Origin of the sequence: Undibacterium sp. Ji83W (assembly GCF_049340385.1) — a bacterium.
Taxonomy (GTDB): domain Bacteria; phylum Pseudomonadota; class Gammaproteobacteria; order Burkholderiales; family Burkholderiaceae_D; genus Undibacterium.
The window spans coordinates 78449-97303 of record NZ_JBMPOZ010000012.1 but is presented as its reverse complement, the minus strand read 5'-3'; the positions used below and the strand labels follow the sequence as shown (position 1 = coordinate 97303).

Genomic DNA, 18855 nt, shown 5'->3' with positions numbered 1-18855 from the left:
ACATCCTTTGTTTTGAAAAACTATCAAACTCACTGTTGCAGATCAATTGAGTTTCCTTAATTTTACTGCAGGTCAACCCCGGCATGGGGATAAACGTTAAAATTGTCAAAAAGCGGTAGAATGAATGAGTTTTTAACCTGGAGAAAGCAATGAAATACTCTTTATTGGTAGGTTCGGTGTTGGCAATGGTGGTTTCTGGCTCGGCGATGGCAAACGCTGATCTGGCGAAAGCAAAAAACTGCATGGCTTGCCACGCAGTGGACAACAAGGTTGTTGGCCCCGCTTATAAGGATGTAGCCAAGAAATATGCTGCTGATAAAACTGCTGAAGCCAAACTGGTACAAAAAGTACTGAAAGGCAGCTCCGGTGTGTGGGGTGCTATCCCTATGCCAGCAAATGCACAGGTGAACGAGGCAGAAGCAAAAACCCTGGTTAAATGGATTTTGAGCTTGAAATGAGCTTTGGCTTGATGCAGATGTTTTGATCTGCATCAAGTCTGCAGACAATAAAAAACCTGGCAATTGCCAGGTTTTTTATTGCTCATAAGAACCGCTGAGGGCTTGCAGAACACCGCAGTTTAAAGTTGCAATGTCCTGCACACAGCGGTTTTTACTCAGGTATTACTCAGTTATTACTTAACTACGCGCAGCAGTTCACGTTTGCCGCCTTTGTATGTGTACAAAGTCAGTGTGCCGTCTTTGATGTCGCCTTTGTCATCAAATGCGATATCGCCTGTTACGCCTTTGTAATGGATTTTCTTCAGTTCTGGCAGGTATTTTGCTGGTTCAGCAGAATTAGCTTTTTTCATTGCTTCTACCATGACCATGACGGAATCATAAACATACGGTGCGTAAATTTGGACGTCTATACCAAATTTTTTCTTGTATGCAGCTTTCCAGTCATCATTGACTTTCTTCTGTGCGTCCAGAACACCGCCGGCTTCAGCGCAAACTACCTGGCCTTCGCCAATGCCGTTGTCAGCCAGTTTAACCAGGTCAGTTGTACAGATACCGTCACCGCCCATGAATTTGGCTGTGATGCCCAGTGCTTTCATCTGACGCAGCATAGGACCAGCAACTGCATCCATACCACCGAAGAAGATGACGTCTGGGTTTTTAGCTTTGATTGTGGTCAGGATGGCGCTGAAATCTGTGGATTTGTCAGTTGTATGTTCTTGCACAACAACTTCTGCACCCTTGCCTTTGGCACCTTTGATAAACTCAGCAGCTACACCTTCACCGTAGGCTGTTTTGTCATCAATAACAGCGACTTTTTTCGCTTTATTGATTTGAACAGCAAAGCGGCCCAGTGTGCCACCCAGTTGACCGTCATTGGCCACTACACGGAACGCGCCTTTAAAGCCTTGTTGTGTGTATTTTGGGTTAGTTGCAGATGGGGAGATTTGAACGATACCAGCATCATTGTAGATTTTGGATGCTGGGATAGTTGTACCGGAGTTCAAGTGACCGATAACGCCGTTTACTTTCGCGTCAACCAGTTTCTGTGCTACGGTTGTGCCTTGTTTTGGATCGGCACCGTCATCTTCAGCCAGCAATTCGAATTTGGCTTTTTTGCCGCCGATCATCACGCCTTTGGCGTTCAGTTCTTCGATCGCCATTTTGGCGCCGTTTTCATTGTCTTTACCCAAGTGGGCGATCGCGCCGGAGATAGGGCCAACGTGACCAATTTTTACTACCAGATCTTGAGCTGCCGCAGCACCAGCGAAAGCGAAAGCAATTGCGCCAGCCAGTGGAATCATTTTAGTTTTGAACGACATGAACATACTCCTAAGGATTAAAAAGTAGGATAACAGTACTGCATCTCTGACTTATTCAGATAACTGAACAGCAAGAAGGTACAACAGAAAAAATATTTCGCAAAGCTATTTTGTGTGGTTTTTTCTCCAAACTGACGTTTTTTATATGCCCCAATATCGCACCCTTGACAAGCTTGATCGCAAGCTTTTGAACCTGCTCCAAAAAGACAACCAAACCCCTACCAGGATACTGGCTGACAAGCTGCATATCTCCCAGCCCACCTGCCTGCGCCGCATACGCGAATTGCGTGAGGCTGGAGTGATCAGTGCCGAAGTGGCGATGGTCGACAGCTTTGCCCTTGGCTATGGCATGCTGGCTTTTCTGGAGGTGTCGCTGATCAATCAGTCTGACGAATTCATGCGTGAATTTGAAGCGCGCATGAATAAGGAAGCTGAGGTCATGCAGTGTTATTTTGTGTCTGGGGAGTATGACTATTTTCTGGTTGTCCACATCATTGATATGGACGCCTACTACCAATTTGTGCGGCGCGCCATTTCCGGCTCTGGCAATGTAAGGCATTTCCATTCCCGTTTCCCCATGAAGCGTGCCAAATTTACGACACGCATTTCGTTTGATGAAAAAGCTGAAGAGTTACCTGTGCGTATTAAAGGCAAATAAAGGCAAATGATTTGGCCTGTTTTGTCAGTTAACGTGGGATCAGGGCGAACGGATGACAAAAAGAACGCAAGTTGTTGCAGATAGAAATTCAATCTGGCAACTTGCGTGAGGGGAAACTGGTTTCAATACCATCCCGGGAGGGGATAGCTTGCAGGGCAGTGCCTGACTGTTTATCTGTTTGTTTGTGCAGGTTTTGAGATTAAATTCTTGCTTCAGGCTGGCTGCAGGACGATTTTGCCTGCCTGGCGCTGCATGCCGGTGAACGCAAAATCCACATCCGGCTGCAAACCCGAAACGATGTCTGCAATGGCGCGGCCAGAACCTGCACCCATGGTCCAGCCCAAAGTGCCGTGACCGGTATTGAGGAAAAGATTACTGATACGGGATTTACCTATATAAGGGACGTTGGAAGGCGTCAGTGGCCGTAAACCTGTCCAGTAAACCGGATTATCATAGTCGCAGGCATGCGGGAACAGCTCGCGGGTGCGTCTGGTGATGGCTTCGCAGCGTGCGGTATTCAGTTCCCGGCCATAGCCATTGATTTCACAAGTGCCGGCCACGCGCAGGCGGTTACCAAGACGCGACACCACGAGTTTGTAGCCATCATCAGTCAGAGAGATCACGGGTGCCTGATCGGGATTGGTAATTTGATAAGTAGCTGAATAACCTTTACCCGGATAAATCATCAGGGATATGCCCAGGGGTTTTAGCAAGCTTTGTGAATGGCTGCCCATGGCCACAACAAATGCATCGGCGCGCAAGGTTTTGTGTCGTCCGGCTGCGTCAATGATTTCTACCCCGGTAATTTTCGCGCTCGCACCTGTGCCTTCAGATAGCAACCGGGTCACTGTGGTGTTGAACTGGAACTGCACGCCTGCTGAGGCTGCCTTCTCGGCCAGGCCTGTCGTGAATTGATAGACGTCGCCTGACTCATCGGTTTCAGTATAGTCGCCACCAACGATTTTATCGCGTATGCCTGCCAGGGCAGGTTCTCGGCGTACCACTTCATCGGCATCGATAGAATCGCGCGGACAACCCAGGTCACGCATGAGTTTTGCAGCGGGCAGTGAGCTATCAAATTCTTTTTGATCGGTGTAAAAATGCAGTATGCCCTTGCTCAGATTGTCATACTGTATGCCGGTTTCTTCACGCAGGCTACGCAAAGTCAGGCGGCTGTATTCAGAGATGGCGACGATCTGGCGGATATTTTCTGCCGTGCGGCCAGGTGTGCATTCACGCAGGAAATGCATGCCCCACAGCCATTGCAGCCATTCCGCACGCGGGCGGAACAATAGTGGTGCATCTTCTCTCCCCAGCCATTTCAAGACCTTCAGCGGTGCCGAGGGATTGGCCCATGGTTCAGCATGGGAGACAGAAATCTGGCCACCATTGGCAAAGCTGGTTTCTTGCGCTGCACCTGGCTGGCGATCAATAACGATGACCTCGTGACCCTGCTTTTTCAAAAACCATGCGGAAGACGTGCCAACAATGCCGGAACCGAGAACGATGACTTTCATGGGGTAAATCTCCTGTGTCTCATCTTGTATATGATGAGGGAGATTGTAGAAATACTTTGCTTTCTCAGGTAATCAGAAAGCTACTTCAGATTTTTATTTTTAAACATGGATGAGATCTTTATGTTTAAAAATAAAAATATTATTAATTATTTTGATTATTTAGGTGTCTTTGCCTTGGTGATTTCCTGGGTCACTGCACGGGTGATCACTTCTTCCAGGGTTTTATGCAAACCTGAGCGTATTTCCGTTGATAAATTTGCCACGGCAATTTGCAAAACATCGGCCAGATTGTCCCGGATCCTGTGTTCGAGGACGAAATCAATGCGCGTCAGGACTTGGCGCAAGACGTTTTCGCGCAGGCTTTGCTCCAGCGCCTGCCAGTCTTCTTCCGTTTTTCCCGGATAGTTATTGTTGGCCTTGTCATTGATTGGTGCTACTGCACTGTCAGTATCCAGCTCGTCAGTTACAGCGGCTGTCTTGGCAGCAGGTGTGAGTAGTTCTTCCGGTTTGATGACCTCAGTCAACACAGGAATGCTGGCGTCTATTTGATTATTCATTTTATTTCGCCACAGAGTGGGTAAGGGTATGGCCTTGCTGCTGGTAGTGACGGTAGCGTTCGCGTCCGGCGAGTTTATCTGCATCATCTGCAGAGATGACTTCTATCATGCGCTGAAACTGCTGGAAATTCGCAGGCGTGGCGGCAGTCAGATTGATCAATAATTCATAATGTGGACAAGCCGCATGTTCATCATGACTCAGCACGATAGGGGTCATGGCCGACAAAGGATCGGTCAGCATAACGTGAGGTAAAAATTCAGCTTCAGTAAGCGTCCACAAGGCATCATTCAGTCGCTGCAGATACGCACGGTCATGGTGGTACACCACCATCTTGCAATTGGCAGCATGGGCCTTACGTATCAGGCGGCAAGAGTAATTCAGCTTGTCTGCCACATTGCTATGAAAATCTATGCGTGTCATGCGAGCTCAAAATTTAAAACCATCATCTGGCTTCTTGGGCTGGGGAGTCGCTGCTTGTCTTGCGGCATCCTGTGCTTTGGGCACGGCAGGCGGGGGCGGCGGGGCTGCAGGTTCAGCTGCGGCATAGCGGTAATCTTTAGGCAGCTTGCTAGTGGCAGGATAGCCAGCTTTGCCCAGTGCATCTTTCCAGTCATCCGCACTATAGCCGCTGAATTTGACATTCGCAATCACCAGCAATGGCATTTGCAGATCGCCACTTACTTGCTTCATTTTTTCCTGATCTGCAGCAGTGTTTACGGTTTTTTCGGTAAACGGAATGCCCAGGCTTTTAAGCAGGCTGCGACCATCATTGCATGGCGAGCAGCTATTGGTTGAGTACAGAGTGACCGGATTTTTTGCGACGACAATCGACAGTTCAGGTGGCAGATTGCCGCCTTCCAAAGTACTGGGCAGTTTTTTCTTTTCTACCTTTTGATTGGCAGCAGGCGGTTGATCGCTATAAGTGACTTTACCGTCTGGTCCTACCGATTTATACATTTGTGCCTGCGCTGTCGCCACCATGAAAATGCTGGAAATCATGCTGCAGATCAGGACCTTTTTATTGAATGTCATATTTTTCTCCTAAGGACTCAGGCACTCATGCCATTGTGACGCAATAAAGCATCGATAACCGGTTCGCGGCCGCGGAATGCCTTGAATGAAGCCAGGGCAGGGCGCGAACCGCCAGCCTCCAGGACTTCAGTTTGAAATTTTTCGCCGACAGCACGTGACAAAGTACTGCCCGCTTGCCCAGCATGCTCCTCAAAGGCGGCATAGGCATCGGCAGATAAAACTTCGGCCCACTTATAACTATAATAGCCTGCTGCATAGCCGCCAGAAAAGATATGGCTGAAAGAATGCTGGAAACGATTGAACTCTGGCGGTTGCATGACAGACACCTGGGCGCGTACAGCCTGCACAATGTCTTGTACACTTTGTGTACCATTTGGTTCAAAAGCATCATGCAGACGCATATCAAACAGGGAGAATTCAACCTGGCGCAGGGTTTGCAAACCAGACTGGAAATTTTTTGCAGCGACCATCTTGTCATACAAGGCACGTGGCAGTGCTGCACCTGTATCAACGTGAGCAGTCATGTGCTGCAATACATCCCATTCCCAGCAAAAATTTTCCATGAATTGTGACGGCAATTCAACCGCATCCCATTCCACGCCAGAAATACCTGAGACAGACAAGTCATCGACCTTGGTCAGCAAATGGTGCAGACCATGGCCAAATTCATGGAACAGGGTAATCACTTCATCATGGCTGAACAAGGCAGGTTTTGCCACGCCATTCATGGTGACTGGTGCGCTGAAATTACAAGTCAGGTAAGCGACAGGTGTTTGCACACCCTGCGCAGTCAATCTGCGGCCACGGGCATCATCCATCCAGGCACCACCGCGCTTGCCATTACGGGCATACAGGTCAAGGTAAAACTGACCTATCAGTACGCCATTTTTTTCAAGCCGGTAAAACTGCACATCCTTATGCCAGACAGTTGCCTGGTCGGGTTTGATGTCGACAGCGAACAAGGTCTGGATGACACGGAACAGACCATCAACAACCTTGTGCTCAGGGAAGTACTCTTTCACTTCCTGCTCAGAAAAAGCATAACGTTGCTGACGCAGTTTTTCGGATGCATAGGCTGTATCCCAGGCCTGCATATCGCTGATGCCCAGTTCATCTGCTGCAAAGGCACGCAATTCTGCCAGGTCTTTTTCTGCATAAGGACGGGCGCGTTTTGCCAGGTCTTCAAGGAATTGATTGACCTGCGCAGGTGAATCAGCCATCTTGCTGACGAGCGATACTTCTGCGAAATTCTGGTAACCCAGCAACAGCGCTTCTTCCTTGCGCAGGCGCAGCAGTTCAGCCATGATGTCACTATTATCCCATTCTGCTTTGCTGCCAAGCTCTGAGGCCTTGGTAGCATTGGCGCGGTAAATGGTTTCGCGGATCTGACGGTTTTCTGCGTATTGCAACAACGGGAAATACGAAGGGAAGTGCAGGGTAAATTTATAGCCAATTTTGCTATCGGCTTCTGCCGCTGATTTGGCTGCCTGCAAGACATCTTCTGGCAAGCCTTTGAGCTCGGCCACATCTTCTATGAACAGGCCATAATCATTGGTTGCATCCAGCAAATTTTCAGAAAACCTGGTCGACAGGGAGGCCTGTTTTTCTTGTATCTCTGCGTAGCGCAGTTTCTTGTCTTCAGCCAGTTCTGCGCCACTCAACTGGAAGTCGCGTATCGCATTCTGGATGATGGTTTTTCTGGCTTGCGGCAGACTGGCAAATTCAGGTGCTTGCTGCAAGGCTTTATAGCCAGCAAACAGAGCGAGGTTTTGTCCCAGTTCTGTCCAGAATTCAGTGATGGCTGGCTGGTTCTCATTGTAGGCAGCACGCAACTCTGGTGTATCGACAACCGCATTCAAATGACCGACTATCCCCCAGGCGCGCCCCAGTTTTTCTGTGGCGTTTTCCAGTGGTTCGACAAACTTGTCCCAGGTAACCGGGCCAGTGTTTTTTTCAAGCTCAGCAATCACTGCGCGGTTTTCTTCCAGCAGGGTGGCAATGGCCGGGCCTATGTGCTGAGCCTGGATGTCAGAAAAGCGTGGTAAATCACTAAAGTCGAGCAGGGGATTGTCTTGGGTCATATTAAATTCTTTCAGCGGCTTCTATGGTGTTGACCAGTAACATGGTGATCGTCATGGGACCGACACCGCCTGGTACTGGCGTAATATAACCCGCGACTTCTTTACTTGGCAGATAATCAACGTCACCACAGAGTTTGCCTTCATCGTCACGGTTCATACCCACGTCGATGACGACTGCGCCAGGTTTGATCATGTCTGCCGTGACGATATTGCGCTTGCCTGTCGCCACCACCAGAATGTCGGCATTGCGCGTATGCGCTGCCAGATCACGGGTCTTCGAATTACAGATGGTGACAGTAGCGCCCGCTTGCAAGAGCAGCATGGCTTGCGGTTTGCCAACGATATTCGAGGCACCGACCACCACAGCATTGGCCCCGCGTACCGGATAAGCTATAGATTCCAGCATCTTCATGACGCCATAGGGTGTGCATGGTCGGAACAATGGTTGACCAGTCATCAATAGCCCAGCATTGCTGATATGGAAACCATCCACGTCTTTTTCAGCGGCGATGGCTTCGATGACCTTGTTGGCATTGATGTGGGCAGGCAAGGGCAGTTGCACCAGGATGCCGTTGATTTTTGCATCATTATTCAATCTTGCAATGTGCTCAAGCAAGGCTTGTTCTGTCAAATTTGCATCATATTTTTCCAAAACCGAGTAAAAACCACAGTCTTCACATGCCTTGACCTTGTTGCGCACATACACTTGCGACGCCGGATTTTCACCGACCAGGATGACGGCCAGGCCTGGTTGTTTGCCTGCGGCGCTCAGTTTGGCGGCACGTTGTGTTACATCGGCACGTATTTGTAGGGAAAGCTGGGTTCCACTGATGATTTGGGCAGTCATGGTTGTATAGGGGCAGTCGTTAGTAATAGGTAAACCAAGATTATAAGGGATGGCGGTGTATGGAACATGCCCGTTGATTAAGCTCACGCTTTTGCCATCAGTCACGGCCATGTATCGCGGCCATGTATCGTGACAATGTATCGCGGCCATTTAACATTGTTTTTCAAGTAGACCAGTAGTGCAATTAATTGTGTTATTAACAATCAATTTTTGCTATTGAATTACCTTTGCGTAAGCCTTTTATTTCATTTGGTTATGGAATTGTATCGCTTTGTTGTTTTCTGTCCGCATTCTCCGCGTATTGATTGACTTCAAATTTCAAGAATGGCTTCATACATATTGTGAAAATTAATTTTCAAAATATTTTTCATTGTGGCTGGTTTAGCCGCGATGTAACACCAGAAATAAACCCCTAGGAGAGAGATATGCTGAAGGAAAAGGTAATTTCAAGATCGCTGCGTGTGATGTTTTCTGGCGGCTTGATGATGACAGCAGGCATGCTGGCACAACCTGCATTTGCGCAGGATGACGCCAAAATACAGCGAGTAGAAGTAACCGGTACCAGTATCAAACGTGCCGAAGCTGAAACCGCATCGCCGATACAAATCATCAGCCGTGCAGATATCGACAAAGCTGGTAAAACAACCGTTGCTGAATACCTGCAAACCCTGACTTCGGATGGTGCCGGTTCTTTGCCAACCAGCTTCGGTAATGGTTTTGCTGCTGGTTCTACCGCAATCTCCCTGCGTGGTCTGGGTGCCACTTCCACTCTGGTGTTGCTGAATGGTCGCCGCATGGCGCAGTTCGGTCGTGCTGATGATGGTCAAAAAGCATTTACTGATATTTCCACTATCCCTATGGAAGTGGTTGAACGTATCGAAATTCTGAAAGACGGTGCGTCTTCCATCTACGGTGCTGATGCGATTGCCGGTGTTGTCAATATCATCCTGAAAAAGAATTATGAAGGCGTGACAGTCAGCGCCAGCGCTGGTACTTCTGGTTCCCGCGACGCAAATCAGACAAAAGCTTCGATCACTGCCGGTTTTGGTAACCTGGAAAAAGACAAATACAACATCATCGTCAATGCCGAGGCTTACAAGTCCAACGAGTTGATGAACAGCCAGCGTTCTGACCGTGACTGGATAGGCACTGGCGACTGGCGTCGCTGGGGTTACCCTATGGTGACTGTAGGCTCTTTCACTTCTGGTTATATCGCTGGTAACAACAGCGCGCAGCCAAATCCTGCCGGTTCCCTGCGCGATCCTAAGACACTGAACTACGTGTCCCTGCCAGGTTGCTCGACTTTGTCGGCAACAAAAAATCAGGATCCGAATGGTGGTTGTCTGTGGTACGCAGATCAGTTCCGTACCATGTTGCCGCAAATTGATGGCGTGAACCTGTTCACCCGTGGCACTTTCCAGATCAATGATGATTTGCAAGCGTATGCTGAATTCGGCTATTCCCAACGTAAGGCAGCGTTCACTGTAACGCCACCTTCCACGTCTGCCAATGTGTTCTTCCCTTCAAATCCAAACAATTTGAACGGTAACATCAACTACGGCAACACCATCCTGATGTCGGCTTCGCATCCGCAAAATCCGTATGGCGCTGATATCCGCATTCGTTACTCCATGTTTGACGTCGGTGCGAACCGCCGTATTGCTGACAACTCCTTCTATCGTGCAGTCGCTGGTTTGAAAGGTACGATGGCTGGCTGGGATTTTGATACAGCTATCCTGCATTCTGAATCCAAGCTGCATCTCGACTATACCAACACCATCAATATGAATGTGTTGAAGTCTGCCTTGGGCGATCCTAAGAGCCCATACTTCCCATACTACATCGGCACACAGGCAAGTAAAAATCCTGCATCCCTGTATGCAGCCATGGTCAAGACAGCGACTATCGATGCACCTACCAAAATGGACATCATCGACTTCAAGGCTTCCCGCGAGTTGATGGCTTTGCCAGGCGGTATGATGGGTCTGGCGGTTGGTGCAGAGTACCGTCGTGAGTCCTACAATATGCCATCTCTTGATGGCAGTAAAGATGGCTCCATCAATGCCAGCTATGTTGCTGCCAAAGGTGATGAAACAGTATCAGCCGTCTATGCTGAATTGCTGGCCCCGGTCATCAAGTCTCTGGAACTGTCCGGTGCCTTGCGTTACGACAAATATTCTCACTTCAATTCCGTGACACCAAAAGTCGGTGCCAAATGGTCTCCAGTGAAAACATTTGCCCTGCGTGGTACTTACTCTGAAGGCTTCCGCGCACCAAGTGCACCTGAATCCGGTACAGAAAGCTTCAGTGCTGGTACGGCTTCCGTCAGGGATCCAATCCGTTGCCCGAATGGCACACCACTGCCAGGCGCACAGTCTTCTGATTGCGCGGCCACTTTCACAGGCTTCAAAGTTGGCAATCCTAACCTGCAACCAGAAACATCCAAAGGCTACACTCTGGGCGTAGTCTGGGACCCGCTGCCTAACAGCAGCATCGCAGTTGATGGCTGGTTGATACGCCGTAACAACGAAATCAACTCCATGTCCTTCCAGACAGCAGCTGGTTTGCCAGGCGTATTGCGTCAGGATAATAACCTGACCATCAATGGTGTACTCACACCAGGCACAGGTACCATCATCGGTGGTGCAGCGCCTTATGCCAACTCCAGCTACACTGAAGTCAAGGGTGTGGATTTGAACGCCAAACAGCGTATCAACCTGGGTGAATACGGCAAACTGACTGCTGACGTCAACTGGACACACGTTATCTCATGGTTGCGTGTTGACGGTGCTGTTCAGCATCAATATGCCGGCACACACGGTAACTGCGATACATCCAACTGCGCAGGTACACCTAAAGACAAAGTCAACTTTGTGCTGGGCTGGGACAAAGGCGACTGGAACGTGACCGGCGTTGTCAACTATCGCGGCTCCATGAAAAACATCAATGAAGAAGGCCAACCATGTGCCAACAAATTTGCTGATGGCACAGATGCGCCAGCAGGTTGCACACTGGGCTCCTTCACGACGCTTGATATGTCTTTCCGCTACAAGGCAATGAAAAACCTGGAAATCTTTGGTTCCATCTCCAACCTGTTTGACAAGGTTGCACCACTGGATCCTTTGACATACGGTTCCATGGGTTTCAACCCTATGGACGGTAGCGGCGCAATTGGCCGTTACTTCAAAGTTGGCCTGAAATATCAATTCAAATAAAAAGTAGTTGCAATAAGTTTTACGCTGTTTAAGGCGATTGAGAGGGCGATGATTTATTCATCGCCCTTTTTTTATTTATATTTTGAAACATCCGTGATGTAGCTTACCCAAGTTAAATTACCAAGATTTCCTGAGAATTTTGAAATATGCTGTTACATCTTCTTGGTAGGAATATCAGGTTTCATACCCTTAAACGGTAACGAACACCTCCATCCTTGAGCACCAGATTGCTCAATTCCCCTTCCAATAGGCACCATCAGCAAGGTTGAATTCTTCAATAGTGCAACCAGCATTGCCACGGTCACGCAGTCACCGTACAAAACTAATTGAGAAAACGTCGTACAAGGCAGCTACAGCATTACAGCCAAAACGACAGACAACCTGGGAGCAACGATGACCTCAGCACCTGTGCCGGTAGCAGTGACCAAGAACGTCCCCAAAATGTATGACATTCATACAGATCATCTGAATACACCGAGGGTGATTGCTGACAATACAGAGACAGAAGTGTGGCGCTGGGATAGTGCGCCGTTTGGGGAGATGTTACCGAATGAGCAGCCGCAAAACAATGCGAGCAAGTTTGTTTGGAATCAGCGGTTTCCGGGGCAGTATTATGACGAGGAAACAGGGTTCCACTATAATTACTTTAAAGATTATGATTCGCAATCTGGTAGATATGTGCAGTCTGATCCGATTGACTTGAAAGGTGGTATCAATGTGTTTGCTTATGTTACAGGAAATCCAGTCGGTTATATGGACCCATTTGGTTTAGTAAAAAAAGGTGCGGTTGAGAAAGAAGTAGTTGAAAATGTCCAAGACTTCGTAAATACAGTTACACAAAAAGCTTTAACGCCAGAACAAATTATTTCACTTACGGACAAAGTAATCAGCGAAGTCTCAGTTTTTCAAGTTCCATCGTTACTTGGATTAATAAATGGCATGCCAGTTGAACTTACGAAAAATCAAGTAGAAACAATTAAAAAGATCATAAAAAATCTTGGAGAAAATTTTCCAGATGATCCTGCTGTAAAGGTCATTGTAGATCGTTTTCCAAAAATGATTAAAGATCCAAAATATTGCCTTGTGAAATAAGGGCGATCATGAAAATTTCGATCAGGCTTTGGTTAATTGGACTTGCTTGCATGCTAGTGGCATCTTTTTTGCCATGCGTTAATTTACAAATGATGAATGTCCCTGCGAATTGCAATGGTTATCAAGCTACATTTTGGGCCGGTACTATGGGTTTCCTGGCTTTACTTGGTAAATTGGATTATCCATTTTGGAAAAATATTAACTTTATTTTTTGCGGAATCGCGGCATTTACAAATATTGTTTTTCTATTTTCCCCGTTTATTCTAAAGTTTTGGCCACGGAGAGTTCCGCTTTTAATTTTTGCTGGAATATCTTCGTTCGGATTGCTATGCGGATTGATAGCTCCCATATCCATCGTGAATCATTTTTTGATTGGCTATTATGTTTGGCTCGTCGGCTATATCAGTTTTTTATGTTCCATTGCTATCGCTATGTTCAATGCTCCAAATCAAGGGATATTTTTGGAGTCTTGACAGCGACAGAAGTCTGGCATTGGGATAGTGCGCCGTTTGGGGAGATGTTACCGAATGAGCAGCCGCAGAACAATGCAAGTAAATTTGTTTGGAATCAGCGCTTCCCTGGGCCGGATTATGAAGAGGGGACGATACTTTTGGGATTTTGATTCGCAGATAGGGCGGTGTGCCCACCGCTCAAAAATAATTCATGTCGAAAGAATTTTAAAATAAATGGATACTCGCCGATTTTGGTTTCTTTTCTTTGCATTTCTTCTTTTGTGGATCGGCATCGTATTGATAGCTAGTGAATTTGCCGGTAAGTTTGATACGGGTGTTTTGTATTGGATAAAGAAAAATTCTGATATGGTTTTTCTGTTTTTCTCAGTGTCCATATATTTGAAAAGTCATGATTTTGGTACAATTATTTCGTTTGTAGTAATTGCCCCTTTAGCTGGAATATGCGCTTATTTTCTTGGGGAAAAACAGGAAAGGAGACATGTTCTACTAATAAAAGTCATTGCGTATGTAGCCGTCTCGCTGCTGTCTTTTTGGTTTTTTTTATAGATGTAAATTCATTCTTTTATAATCCGAAAAATATTCTCGCAGATATGTCTTTAATTCTCATTGAGCTTGTAAAAATATTTGTATGAGAGTCTGTCAAAAATACCTGCGTAAATTCTTGTGAAAATATTGGCGAACGTTGATGCGCTCGCCAACTTGTCATCAACAGCCATGGGGAATCCTGCAGGATTTTTCGATTCGAGAGGGTTGGATATTATGGCTATCGAGAACGGCCCAACTACAGGAAATCCGATAGGCCACACTGCTATCGCCGTCACAGGTGGAGGGGTATATAGCTTTGGAAATGGTACTGATTTGGGCTCCAGTGTCGCTGATTATTTAGCTAGAGAAGCTAATCGACGCAATACCGATTTATATATTATTAAAACCTCATCGTAGCAAGATTTGACTGTGGTCGAGTATTACAAGCGATATAAAACCAAAGGCCTTCCTGGCGATTATTATAGTATTGCGTTGGGTGATAATTGTGCTGCACGTTCAAATGGCGAAATGGATGCTGGTGGTGTACCTTCATACGGTGAGGGGCAATCGTCTGGTAACGAACCACCAGTATGGGCTCCTACAAGCATGCCAGGTACTGCAGGATATCGTGCCGCAAACGCTGGGCCCCAATATATACACTTTCCACAGTATTCAAAAAAATTGCCTAAAGAGATAGCGCAATTTGAACCAAAACCAAAATCAAATGGATGTTTATGCGGAAAAAGTCAATAATTTTGTTGATAGCGCTATTGGTTTTAGTGCCTGTGATTTGTGTGTTGATATTTGATGCGCACCGGACTCAGCGCTTATCTCAATTCGATTCTTTAATTCAAGGAATGAGTGAGCGCGAGGTTGAAATCTTAATGGGAAAACCTAGCGCAATTAATAAAGAATGTCGAGATGCACCAAGTTGGATAGGTGAGAGAGTTCAGGGGCAATGTACTTTGGAATATCATTATGATGGCTTCATCATTCCTGAGTTCTGGACAATTGGATTTGATGCGAATGGGCATGTGATAGCAAAAGAATATTACACTTCTCCTTGACCTCCCTGATGAAAAAAAAGGGTTCATAAAAAGGGGGAGCGTCTTGCATTTCTTGCCTACCGCTGCTCTGCCTTGGTCGAGGAAAGTGAGAAAAAATGTTTTCTATGAATAGGGCTCTTTTATTTTGGATATTGTTCTTTATACAGATTTCTGCATATGGAAAACCCTTTTGGAATCCTCCAATATTTTTGGATGCATCGCCTGGTTGGACCATTCAAAAAAATATATCGGTTGATAGTCAGGTATTTACATTAAGTAATGACTCACAGGTTATTACGTTTGATTACGGTCGCCGCGGCACTAAAGACAAAGTTTGGTGCTCAATTTCTGAAATGCAGAATATTTCAAGATTGGATGATTTGAAGTGTATTTCATCAGCGAAACAGCATCAAAAAATAAAGCGAGTAATTTCAATCAAGGATCCAAAAGATGAGGATGTCTTTGGACTTGTGATTTTTGCCTCCTCTGGATTTGCAGGTGCGGATGATAGAGCGTTAGTGGCATTATTGAAGAGTATTCAATTTGTCGGTAGCGTCGAGAATTTGAAATTAATTTCAGTTAACTTTCGCAAACGGCAAGCAACGATAATGGATGAATCTGGAGTAGTTCGCGTCGTAAGAAAAAATGATTTGATAGCAAGAAATTTTGGAAGAGTCTGTGAAGTAAAGAAAGACTACCTTTTGATAGAAGAATTTTTATTGGATGCTGCTGGTGACTTCACATCTCATCAAATAGAATTACACTTGACGCATTAGTCGTCGTGTAGCGCGGCAGGTTGAACTAAATGTGGGTTAGTGCAGAGCTTGCAAAGCACACTACTGAAGTTTGATTAAAAAGGTGATTAAGAGGGCGATGATTTATTCATCGCCCTTTTTGTTGCCTTTAGAAAAGTTGTCGGCAAATTGCAATAACTTATCAGTGGATTAATAAAAGGGTAAGTGCTGCAAGCAATAAGCATGCTCGTCATGTATTTCAAGGATTTTGCACTGCACACCAAGCATCGTGAGCTAAGTTTTAATAGAGAGCTTATGAATAAAATAAAAGAATTTCGCAGTTTAATTGCTGCGTTGCGGCGTAAATTTCACATTATGAAATCATATATCGCTATTTGAAAAATTAAAAAGTCCTGTTAAAATACTTGCGAGAACAAAAAACTAGCCGTAATTTGTCGATTCGCCCCGCGCGTTTCACCGTAACGCGCACCAACAGGAGACCCCTTCTATGTCACCCCAGATAGACCAGGTGCTGGCCCAGGCCGCCAATGATCCCGATGTAGTTGAAACAAATGAGTGGCTGGATGCGCTTGAAGCAGTCATAGAGGCCGAAGGCCCTGAACGTGCGCATTACCTGATGGAGCGCATGGTTGACCTGGCGCGCCGTCGTGGTGCCCATATCCCGTTTTCCAGCAATACTGCCTACGTGAATACCATTCCGGCTGACCAGGGTGAACATTGCCCTGGTAACCTGGAAATTGAAGAGCGCCTGCGCTCTTATATGCGCTGGAATGCCATGGCCATGGTGGTCAAGGCTAACCGCGTTGATGGTGACCTTGGTGGTCACCTGTCCAGTTTTGCCTCGCTGGCAAACATGCTGGGCATAGGCTTCAACCATTTCTGGCATGCACCGACGGAAGATCACGGTGGTGATCTGCTCTATATCCAAGGCCATTCTTCTCCTGGTATCTATGCGCGCGCCTTCCTTGAAGGCCGCCTGACTGAAGAGCAGTTGCTGCATTTCCGCCGTGAAGTCGATGGCAAGGGCCTGTCTTCTTACCCGCATCCAAAACTGATGCCTGACTTCTGGCAATTCCCTACGGTATCCATGGGCCTGGGCCCGTTGATGGCGATTTATCAGGCGCGTTTCCTGAAGTATTTGCATGCTCGTGGTATTGCAGATACTGAGAAGCGTAAGGTCTGGGCATTCTGCGGTGATGGTGAGATGGATGAACCAGAATCCATGGGCGCAATCGGCATGGCTGGTCGTGAACAACTGGACAATCTGGTCATCGTCGTCAACTGTAACCTGCAACGCCTGGACGGCCCGGTACGTGGCAATGGCAAGATCATCCAGGAACTGGAATCTGATTTCCGTGGCGCGGGCTGGAATGTCGTCAAAGTCATCTGGGGCAGCGGCTGGGATGAGTTGCTGGCGAAAGACAAAGACGGCATCCTGCAAAAAGTGATGATGGAAACCGTTGACGGCGAATACCAGAACTACAAAGCCAAGGATGGTGCCTATGTACGCGCCAACTTCTTTGGCAAGCATCCTAAATTGCTGGAAATAGTCAGCAAAATGTCGGATGACGACATCTGGCGTCTGACTCGTGGTGGCCATGACCCACACAAGATTTACGCAGCATTTAAAGTCGCCCAGGAAAACAAGGGCCAGCCTACTGTTATTTTGGCGAAGAGTATCAAGGGCTTTGGCTTTGGCAAATCCGGCGAAGCACGCAACACCGCGCACAATACCAAGAAGCTCGACGACGAAGCCATCAAGGCCATGCGTGACCGCTTCCAGTTGCCGATTGCGGACTCTGAATTGCCAGCAATTCCATTCTTTAAACCGGCTGACGACACGCCAGAAATGCAATATCTGCATGCGCGTCGTAAAGAGCTTGGTGGTTATTTGCCACAACGCCGTCAAAAAGCCGACGAGGCCTTGGTGGTGCCAGAACTGACAGCCTTCCAGGCCATGTTGGAACCAACTGCGGAAGGCCGTGAAATTTCGACGACTGCGGCTTATGTACGTATCCTGACAGCCTTGCTGCGTGATGCCAGCCTGGGTCAGCGCGTGGTACCTATCATGGTCGATGAATCGCGTACTTTTGGTATGGAAGGCCTGTTCCGTCAGATCGGTATCTTTAGCCAGGTGGGTCAGTTGTATGAGCCTGTCGATAAAGACCAGGTCATGTACTACCGCGAAGACAAGGCTGGTCAGATTTTGCAAGAGGGTATCAATGAGGCTGGTGGTATGAGTTCATGGATCGCTGCGGCGACTTCCTACTCGACCAATAACCGCGTCATGATCCCGTTCTATACCTATTACTCGATGTTCGGCCTGCAACGTATTGGCGACCTGGCCTGGGCTGCTGGTGACATGCGTGCACGTGGCTTCCTGCTAGGTGGTACTGCTGGTCGCACGACACTGAATGGTGAAGGCTTGCAGCATGAAGATGGTCACAGCCATGTATTGGCGTCCACCATCCCTAACTGTATTCCTTATGACCCGACCTTTGCGCATGAAGTGGCAGTCATCATGCATGATGGTCTGCGTCGCATGGTGACTGATCAGGAAGATGTGTTCTACTACATCACCCTGATGAATGAAAACTATAGCCACCCGGGTTTGAAGGCCGGTCAGGAAGAGGGCATCATCAAGGGCCTGTACCAGTTGCAAAAATCCGAACAAACCACCAAGCACCGCGTGCAACTGATGGGCTCAGGCACCATCTTGCGTGAAGTGATTGCCGGTGCTGAGTTGCTGCAAAACGACTGGGGTATCGCTGCCGATGTCTGGTCTGCACCATCCTTCACTTTGCTGGCCCGTGATGGCCAGGATGCTGAGCGCTGGAACATGCTGCACCCGACTGCAGAACCACGCGTGCCTTACATCGCCCAGTGCCTGAAAGACACGGCAGGCCCTATCGTCGTCGCAACCGACTATATGCGTACCTTTGCTGAGCAAGTACGCGCCTTCATACCGAAAAACCGCAGCTACAAAGTTTTGGGTACAGATGGTTTTGGCCGTTCTGATTCCCGCGCCAAACTGCGTGAGTTCTTTGAAGTCAACCGTTACTTCGTGGTCATCGCTGCGTTGAAGACACTGGCTGATGAAGGTGCCTTGTCTGCATCCGTGGTGGCGCAGGCAATTGCCAAATACGGTATCAATGCAGATAAACCTAATCCGGTTACTGTGTAATTTTACGTCTGACACCCACTAACATTTCCTGTCTCTTTCATTTTTAGGGAGAGACAGGATGAGCGTGAAGACAGGTGATGAAACCTGGCTTCACC

Annotated in this window: 16 protein-coding genes; 9 read left to right on the top strand and 7 right to left on the bottom strand. The window is 47.5% G+C overall.

Features of this window, described 5'->3' with window-relative positions; all coding sequences use genetic code 11:
• Window positions 1-149 precede the first annotated feature (149 nt).
• Complete coding sequence (locus ACO0LD_RS19555) at window positions 150-458, top strand: c-type cytochrome (RefSeq protein ID WP_423009847.1); 309 nt, start codon at window positions 150-152, stop codon at window positions 456-458.
• A 173-nt stretch (window positions 459-631) separates the two neighbouring features.
• Here the strand turns inward: ACO0LD_RS19555 and ACO0LD_RS19550 are convergent, their stop codons facing one another.
• Complete coding sequence (locus ACO0LD_RS19550; protein ID WP_423009846.1) at window positions 632-1777, bottom strand: branched-chain amino acid ABC transporter substrate-binding protein; 1146 nt, start codon at window positions 1775-1777, stop codon at window positions 632-634.
• 145 nt (window positions 1778-1922) lie between these two features.
• Here ACO0LD_RS19550 and ACO0LD_RS19545 point away from each other — a divergent pair, with 145 nt between their 5' ends.
• Window positions 1923-2435, top strand: coding sequence for an Lrp/AsnC family transcriptional regulator (locus ACO0LD_RS19545; protein WP_423009845.1), 513 nt, complete (start codon window positions 1923-1925; stop codon window positions 2433-2435).
• A gap of 212 nt (window positions 2436-2647) precedes the next feature.
• On the opposite strand, the gene ACO0LD_RS19540 is transcribed toward ACO0LD_RS19545, so the two are convergent.
• The 6 genes from ACO0LD_RS19540 to folD all read right to left on the bottom strand — a co-directional run bounded on the left by ACO0LD_RS19540 (window position 2648) and on the right by folD (window position 8470).
• Window positions 2648-3952 (bottom strand): D-amino acid dehydrogenase, encoded by a 1305-nt coding sequence (locus ACO0LD_RS19540; protein WP_423009844.1) that lies wholly within the window; start codon window positions 3950-3952, stop codon window positions 2648-2650.
• Window positions 3953-4107: 155 nt separating this feature from the next.
• A complete protein-coding gene (locus tag ACO0LD_RS19535) occupies window positions 4108-4509 on the bottom strand; it encodes a hypothetical protein (RefSeq protein WP_423009843.1) in 402 nt (133 codons plus the stop codon).
• A 1-nt stretch (window position 4510) separates the two neighbouring features.
• The gene (locus ACO0LD_RS19530; RefSeq protein ID WP_423009842.1) at window positions 4511-4930 is read right to left on the bottom strand and encodes a DNA polymerase III subunit chi; all 420 of its coding nucleotides are present in this window, start codon (window positions 4928-4930) and stop codon (window positions 4511-4513) included.
• A 6-nt stretch (window positions 4931-4936) separates the two neighbouring features.
• On the bottom strand, window positions 4937-5542 hold the full coding sequence (locus ACO0LD_RS19525; protein WP_423009841.1) for a DUF4124 domain-containing protein: 606 nt from the start codon (window positions 5540-5542) through the stop codon (window positions 4937-4939).
• Between the two features lie 17 nt (window positions 5543-5559).
• Entirely contained in the window at window positions 5560-7623 is a 2064-nt protein-coding gene (locus tag ACO0LD_RS19520) for a M3 family metallopeptidase (protein ID WP_423009840.1), read from the bottom strand.
• Window position 7624: 1 nt separating this feature from the next.
• A complete protein-coding gene (folD, locus tag ACO0LD_RS19515; protein WP_423009952.1) occupies window positions 7625-8470 on the bottom strand; it encodes a bifunctional methylenetetrahydrofolate dehydrogenase/methenyltetrahydrofolate cyclohydrolase FolD in 846 nt (281 codons plus the stop codon).
• 425 nt (window positions 8471-8895) lie between these two features.
• On the opposite strand from folD, the gene ACO0LD_RS19510 reads away from it, so the two are divergent.
• From ACO0LD_RS19510 to aceE, 7 genes are all read left to right on the top strand, one after another.
• Window positions 8896-11685, top strand: coding sequence for a TonB-dependent receptor (locus ACO0LD_RS19510; RefSeq protein ID WP_423009839.1), 2790 nt, complete (start codon window positions 8896-8898; stop codon window positions 11683-11685).
• A gap of 393 nt (window positions 11686-12078) precedes the next feature.
• On the top strand, window positions 12079-12777 hold the full coding sequence (locus tag ACO0LD_RS19505; RefSeq protein WP_423009838.1) for an RHS repeat domain-containing protein: 699 nt from the start codon (window positions 12079-12081) through the stop codon (window positions 12775-12777).
• 8 nt (window positions 12778-12785) lie between these two features.
• Window positions 12786-13250: a hypothetical protein gene (locus ACO0LD_RS19500; protein WP_423009837.1), complete on the top strand. Its 465-nt coding sequence runs from the start codon at window positions 12786-12788 to the stop codon at window positions 13248-13250.
• 663 nt (window positions 13251-13913) lie between these two features.
• Window positions 13914-14192, top strand: a complete 279-nt coding sequence (locus ACO0LD_RS19495; protein ID WP_423009836.1) for a hypothetical protein — start codon at window positions 13914-13916, stop codon at window positions 14190-14192.
• 317 nt (window positions 14193-14509) lie between these two features.
• Window positions 14510-14842 carry a hypothetical protein gene (locus ACO0LD_RS19490; RefSeq protein WP_423009835.1) on the top strand — a complete coding sequence of 111 codons (333 nt, stop codon included), beginning with the start codon at window positions 14510-14512 and terminating at the stop codon, window positions 14840-14842.
• 95 nt (window positions 14843-14937) lie between these two features.
• Window positions 14938-15597 carry a pilus assembly protein PilP gene (locus tag ACO0LD_RS19485; RefSeq protein ID WP_423009834.1) on the top strand — a complete coding sequence of 220 codons (660 nt, stop codon included), beginning with the start codon at window positions 14938-14940 and terminating at the stop codon, window positions 15595-15597.
• Window positions 15598-16063: 466 nt separating this feature from the next.
• A complete protein-coding gene (gene aceE, locus ACO0LD_RS19480) occupies window positions 16064-18760 on the top strand; it encodes a pyruvate dehydrogenase (acetyl-transferring), homodimeric type (protein ID WP_423009833.1) in 2697 nt (898 codons plus the stop codon).
• The last annotated feature ends 95 nt before the right edge of the window (window positions 18761-18855 follow it).

Bases quoted from the DNA above. Each gene is read 5' to 3' on its own strand.
- ACO0LD_RS19520 (WP_423009840.1), bottom strand. From the start codon at position 7,623: ATGACCCAAGACAATCCCCTGCTCGACTTTAGTGATTTACCACGCTTT.
- ACO0LD_RS19505 (WP_423009838.1), top strand. From the start codon at position 12,079: ATGACCTCAGCACCTGTGCCGGTAGCAGTGACCAAGAACGTCCCCAAA.
- ACO0LD_RS19490 (WP_423009835.1), top strand. From the start codon at position 14,510: ATGCGGAAAAAGTCAATAATTTTGTTGATAGCGCTATTGGTTTTAGTG.
- ACO0LD_RS19550 (WP_423009846.1), bottom strand. From the start codon at position 1,777: ATGTCGTTCAAAACTAAAATGATTCCACTGGCTGGCGCAATTGCTTTC.
- ACO0LD_RS19485 (WP_423009834.1), top strand. From the start codon at position 14,938: ATGTTTTCTATGAATAGGGCTCTTTTATTTTGGATATTGTTCTTTATA.
- ACO0LD_RS19545 (WP_423009845.1), top strand. From the start codon at position 1,923: ATGCCCCAATATCGCACCCTTGACAAGCTTGATCGCAAGCTTTTGAAC.
- folD (WP_423009952.1), bottom strand. From the start codon at position 8,470: ATGACTGCCCAAATCATCAGTGGAACCCAGCTTTCCCTACAAATACGT.
- ACO0LD_RS19535 (WP_423009843.1), bottom strand. From the start codon at position 4,509: ATGAATAATCAAATAGACGCCAGCATTCCTGTGTTGACTGAGGTCATC.
- ACO0LD_RS19525 (WP_423009841.1), bottom strand. From the start codon at position 5,542: ATGACATTCAATAAAAAGGTCCTGATCTGCAGCATGATTTCCAGCATT.
- ACO0LD_RS19530 (WP_423009842.1), bottom strand. From the start codon at position 4,930: ATGACACGCATAGATTTTCATAGCAATGTGGCAGACAAGCTGAATTAC.
- aceE (WP_423009833.1), top strand. From the start codon at position 16,064: ATGTCACCCCAGATAGACCAGGTGCTGGCCCAGGCCGCCAATGATCCC.
- ACO0LD_RS19500 (WP_423009837.1), top strand. From the start codon at position 12,786: ATGAAAATTTCGATCAGGCTTTGGTTAATTGGACTTGCTTGCATGCTA.
- ACO0LD_RS19555 (WP_423009847.1), top strand. From the start codon at position 150: ATGAAATACTCTTTATTGGTAGGTTCGGTGTTGGCAATGGTGGTTTCT.
- ACO0LD_RS19540 (WP_423009844.1), bottom strand. From the start codon at position 3,952: ATGAAAGTCATCGTTCTCGGTTCCGGCATTGTTGGCACGTCTTCCGCA.
- ACO0LD_RS19510 (WP_423009839.1), top strand. From the start codon at position 8,896: ATGCTGAAGGAAAAGGTAATTTCAAGATCGCTGCGTGTGATGTTTTCT.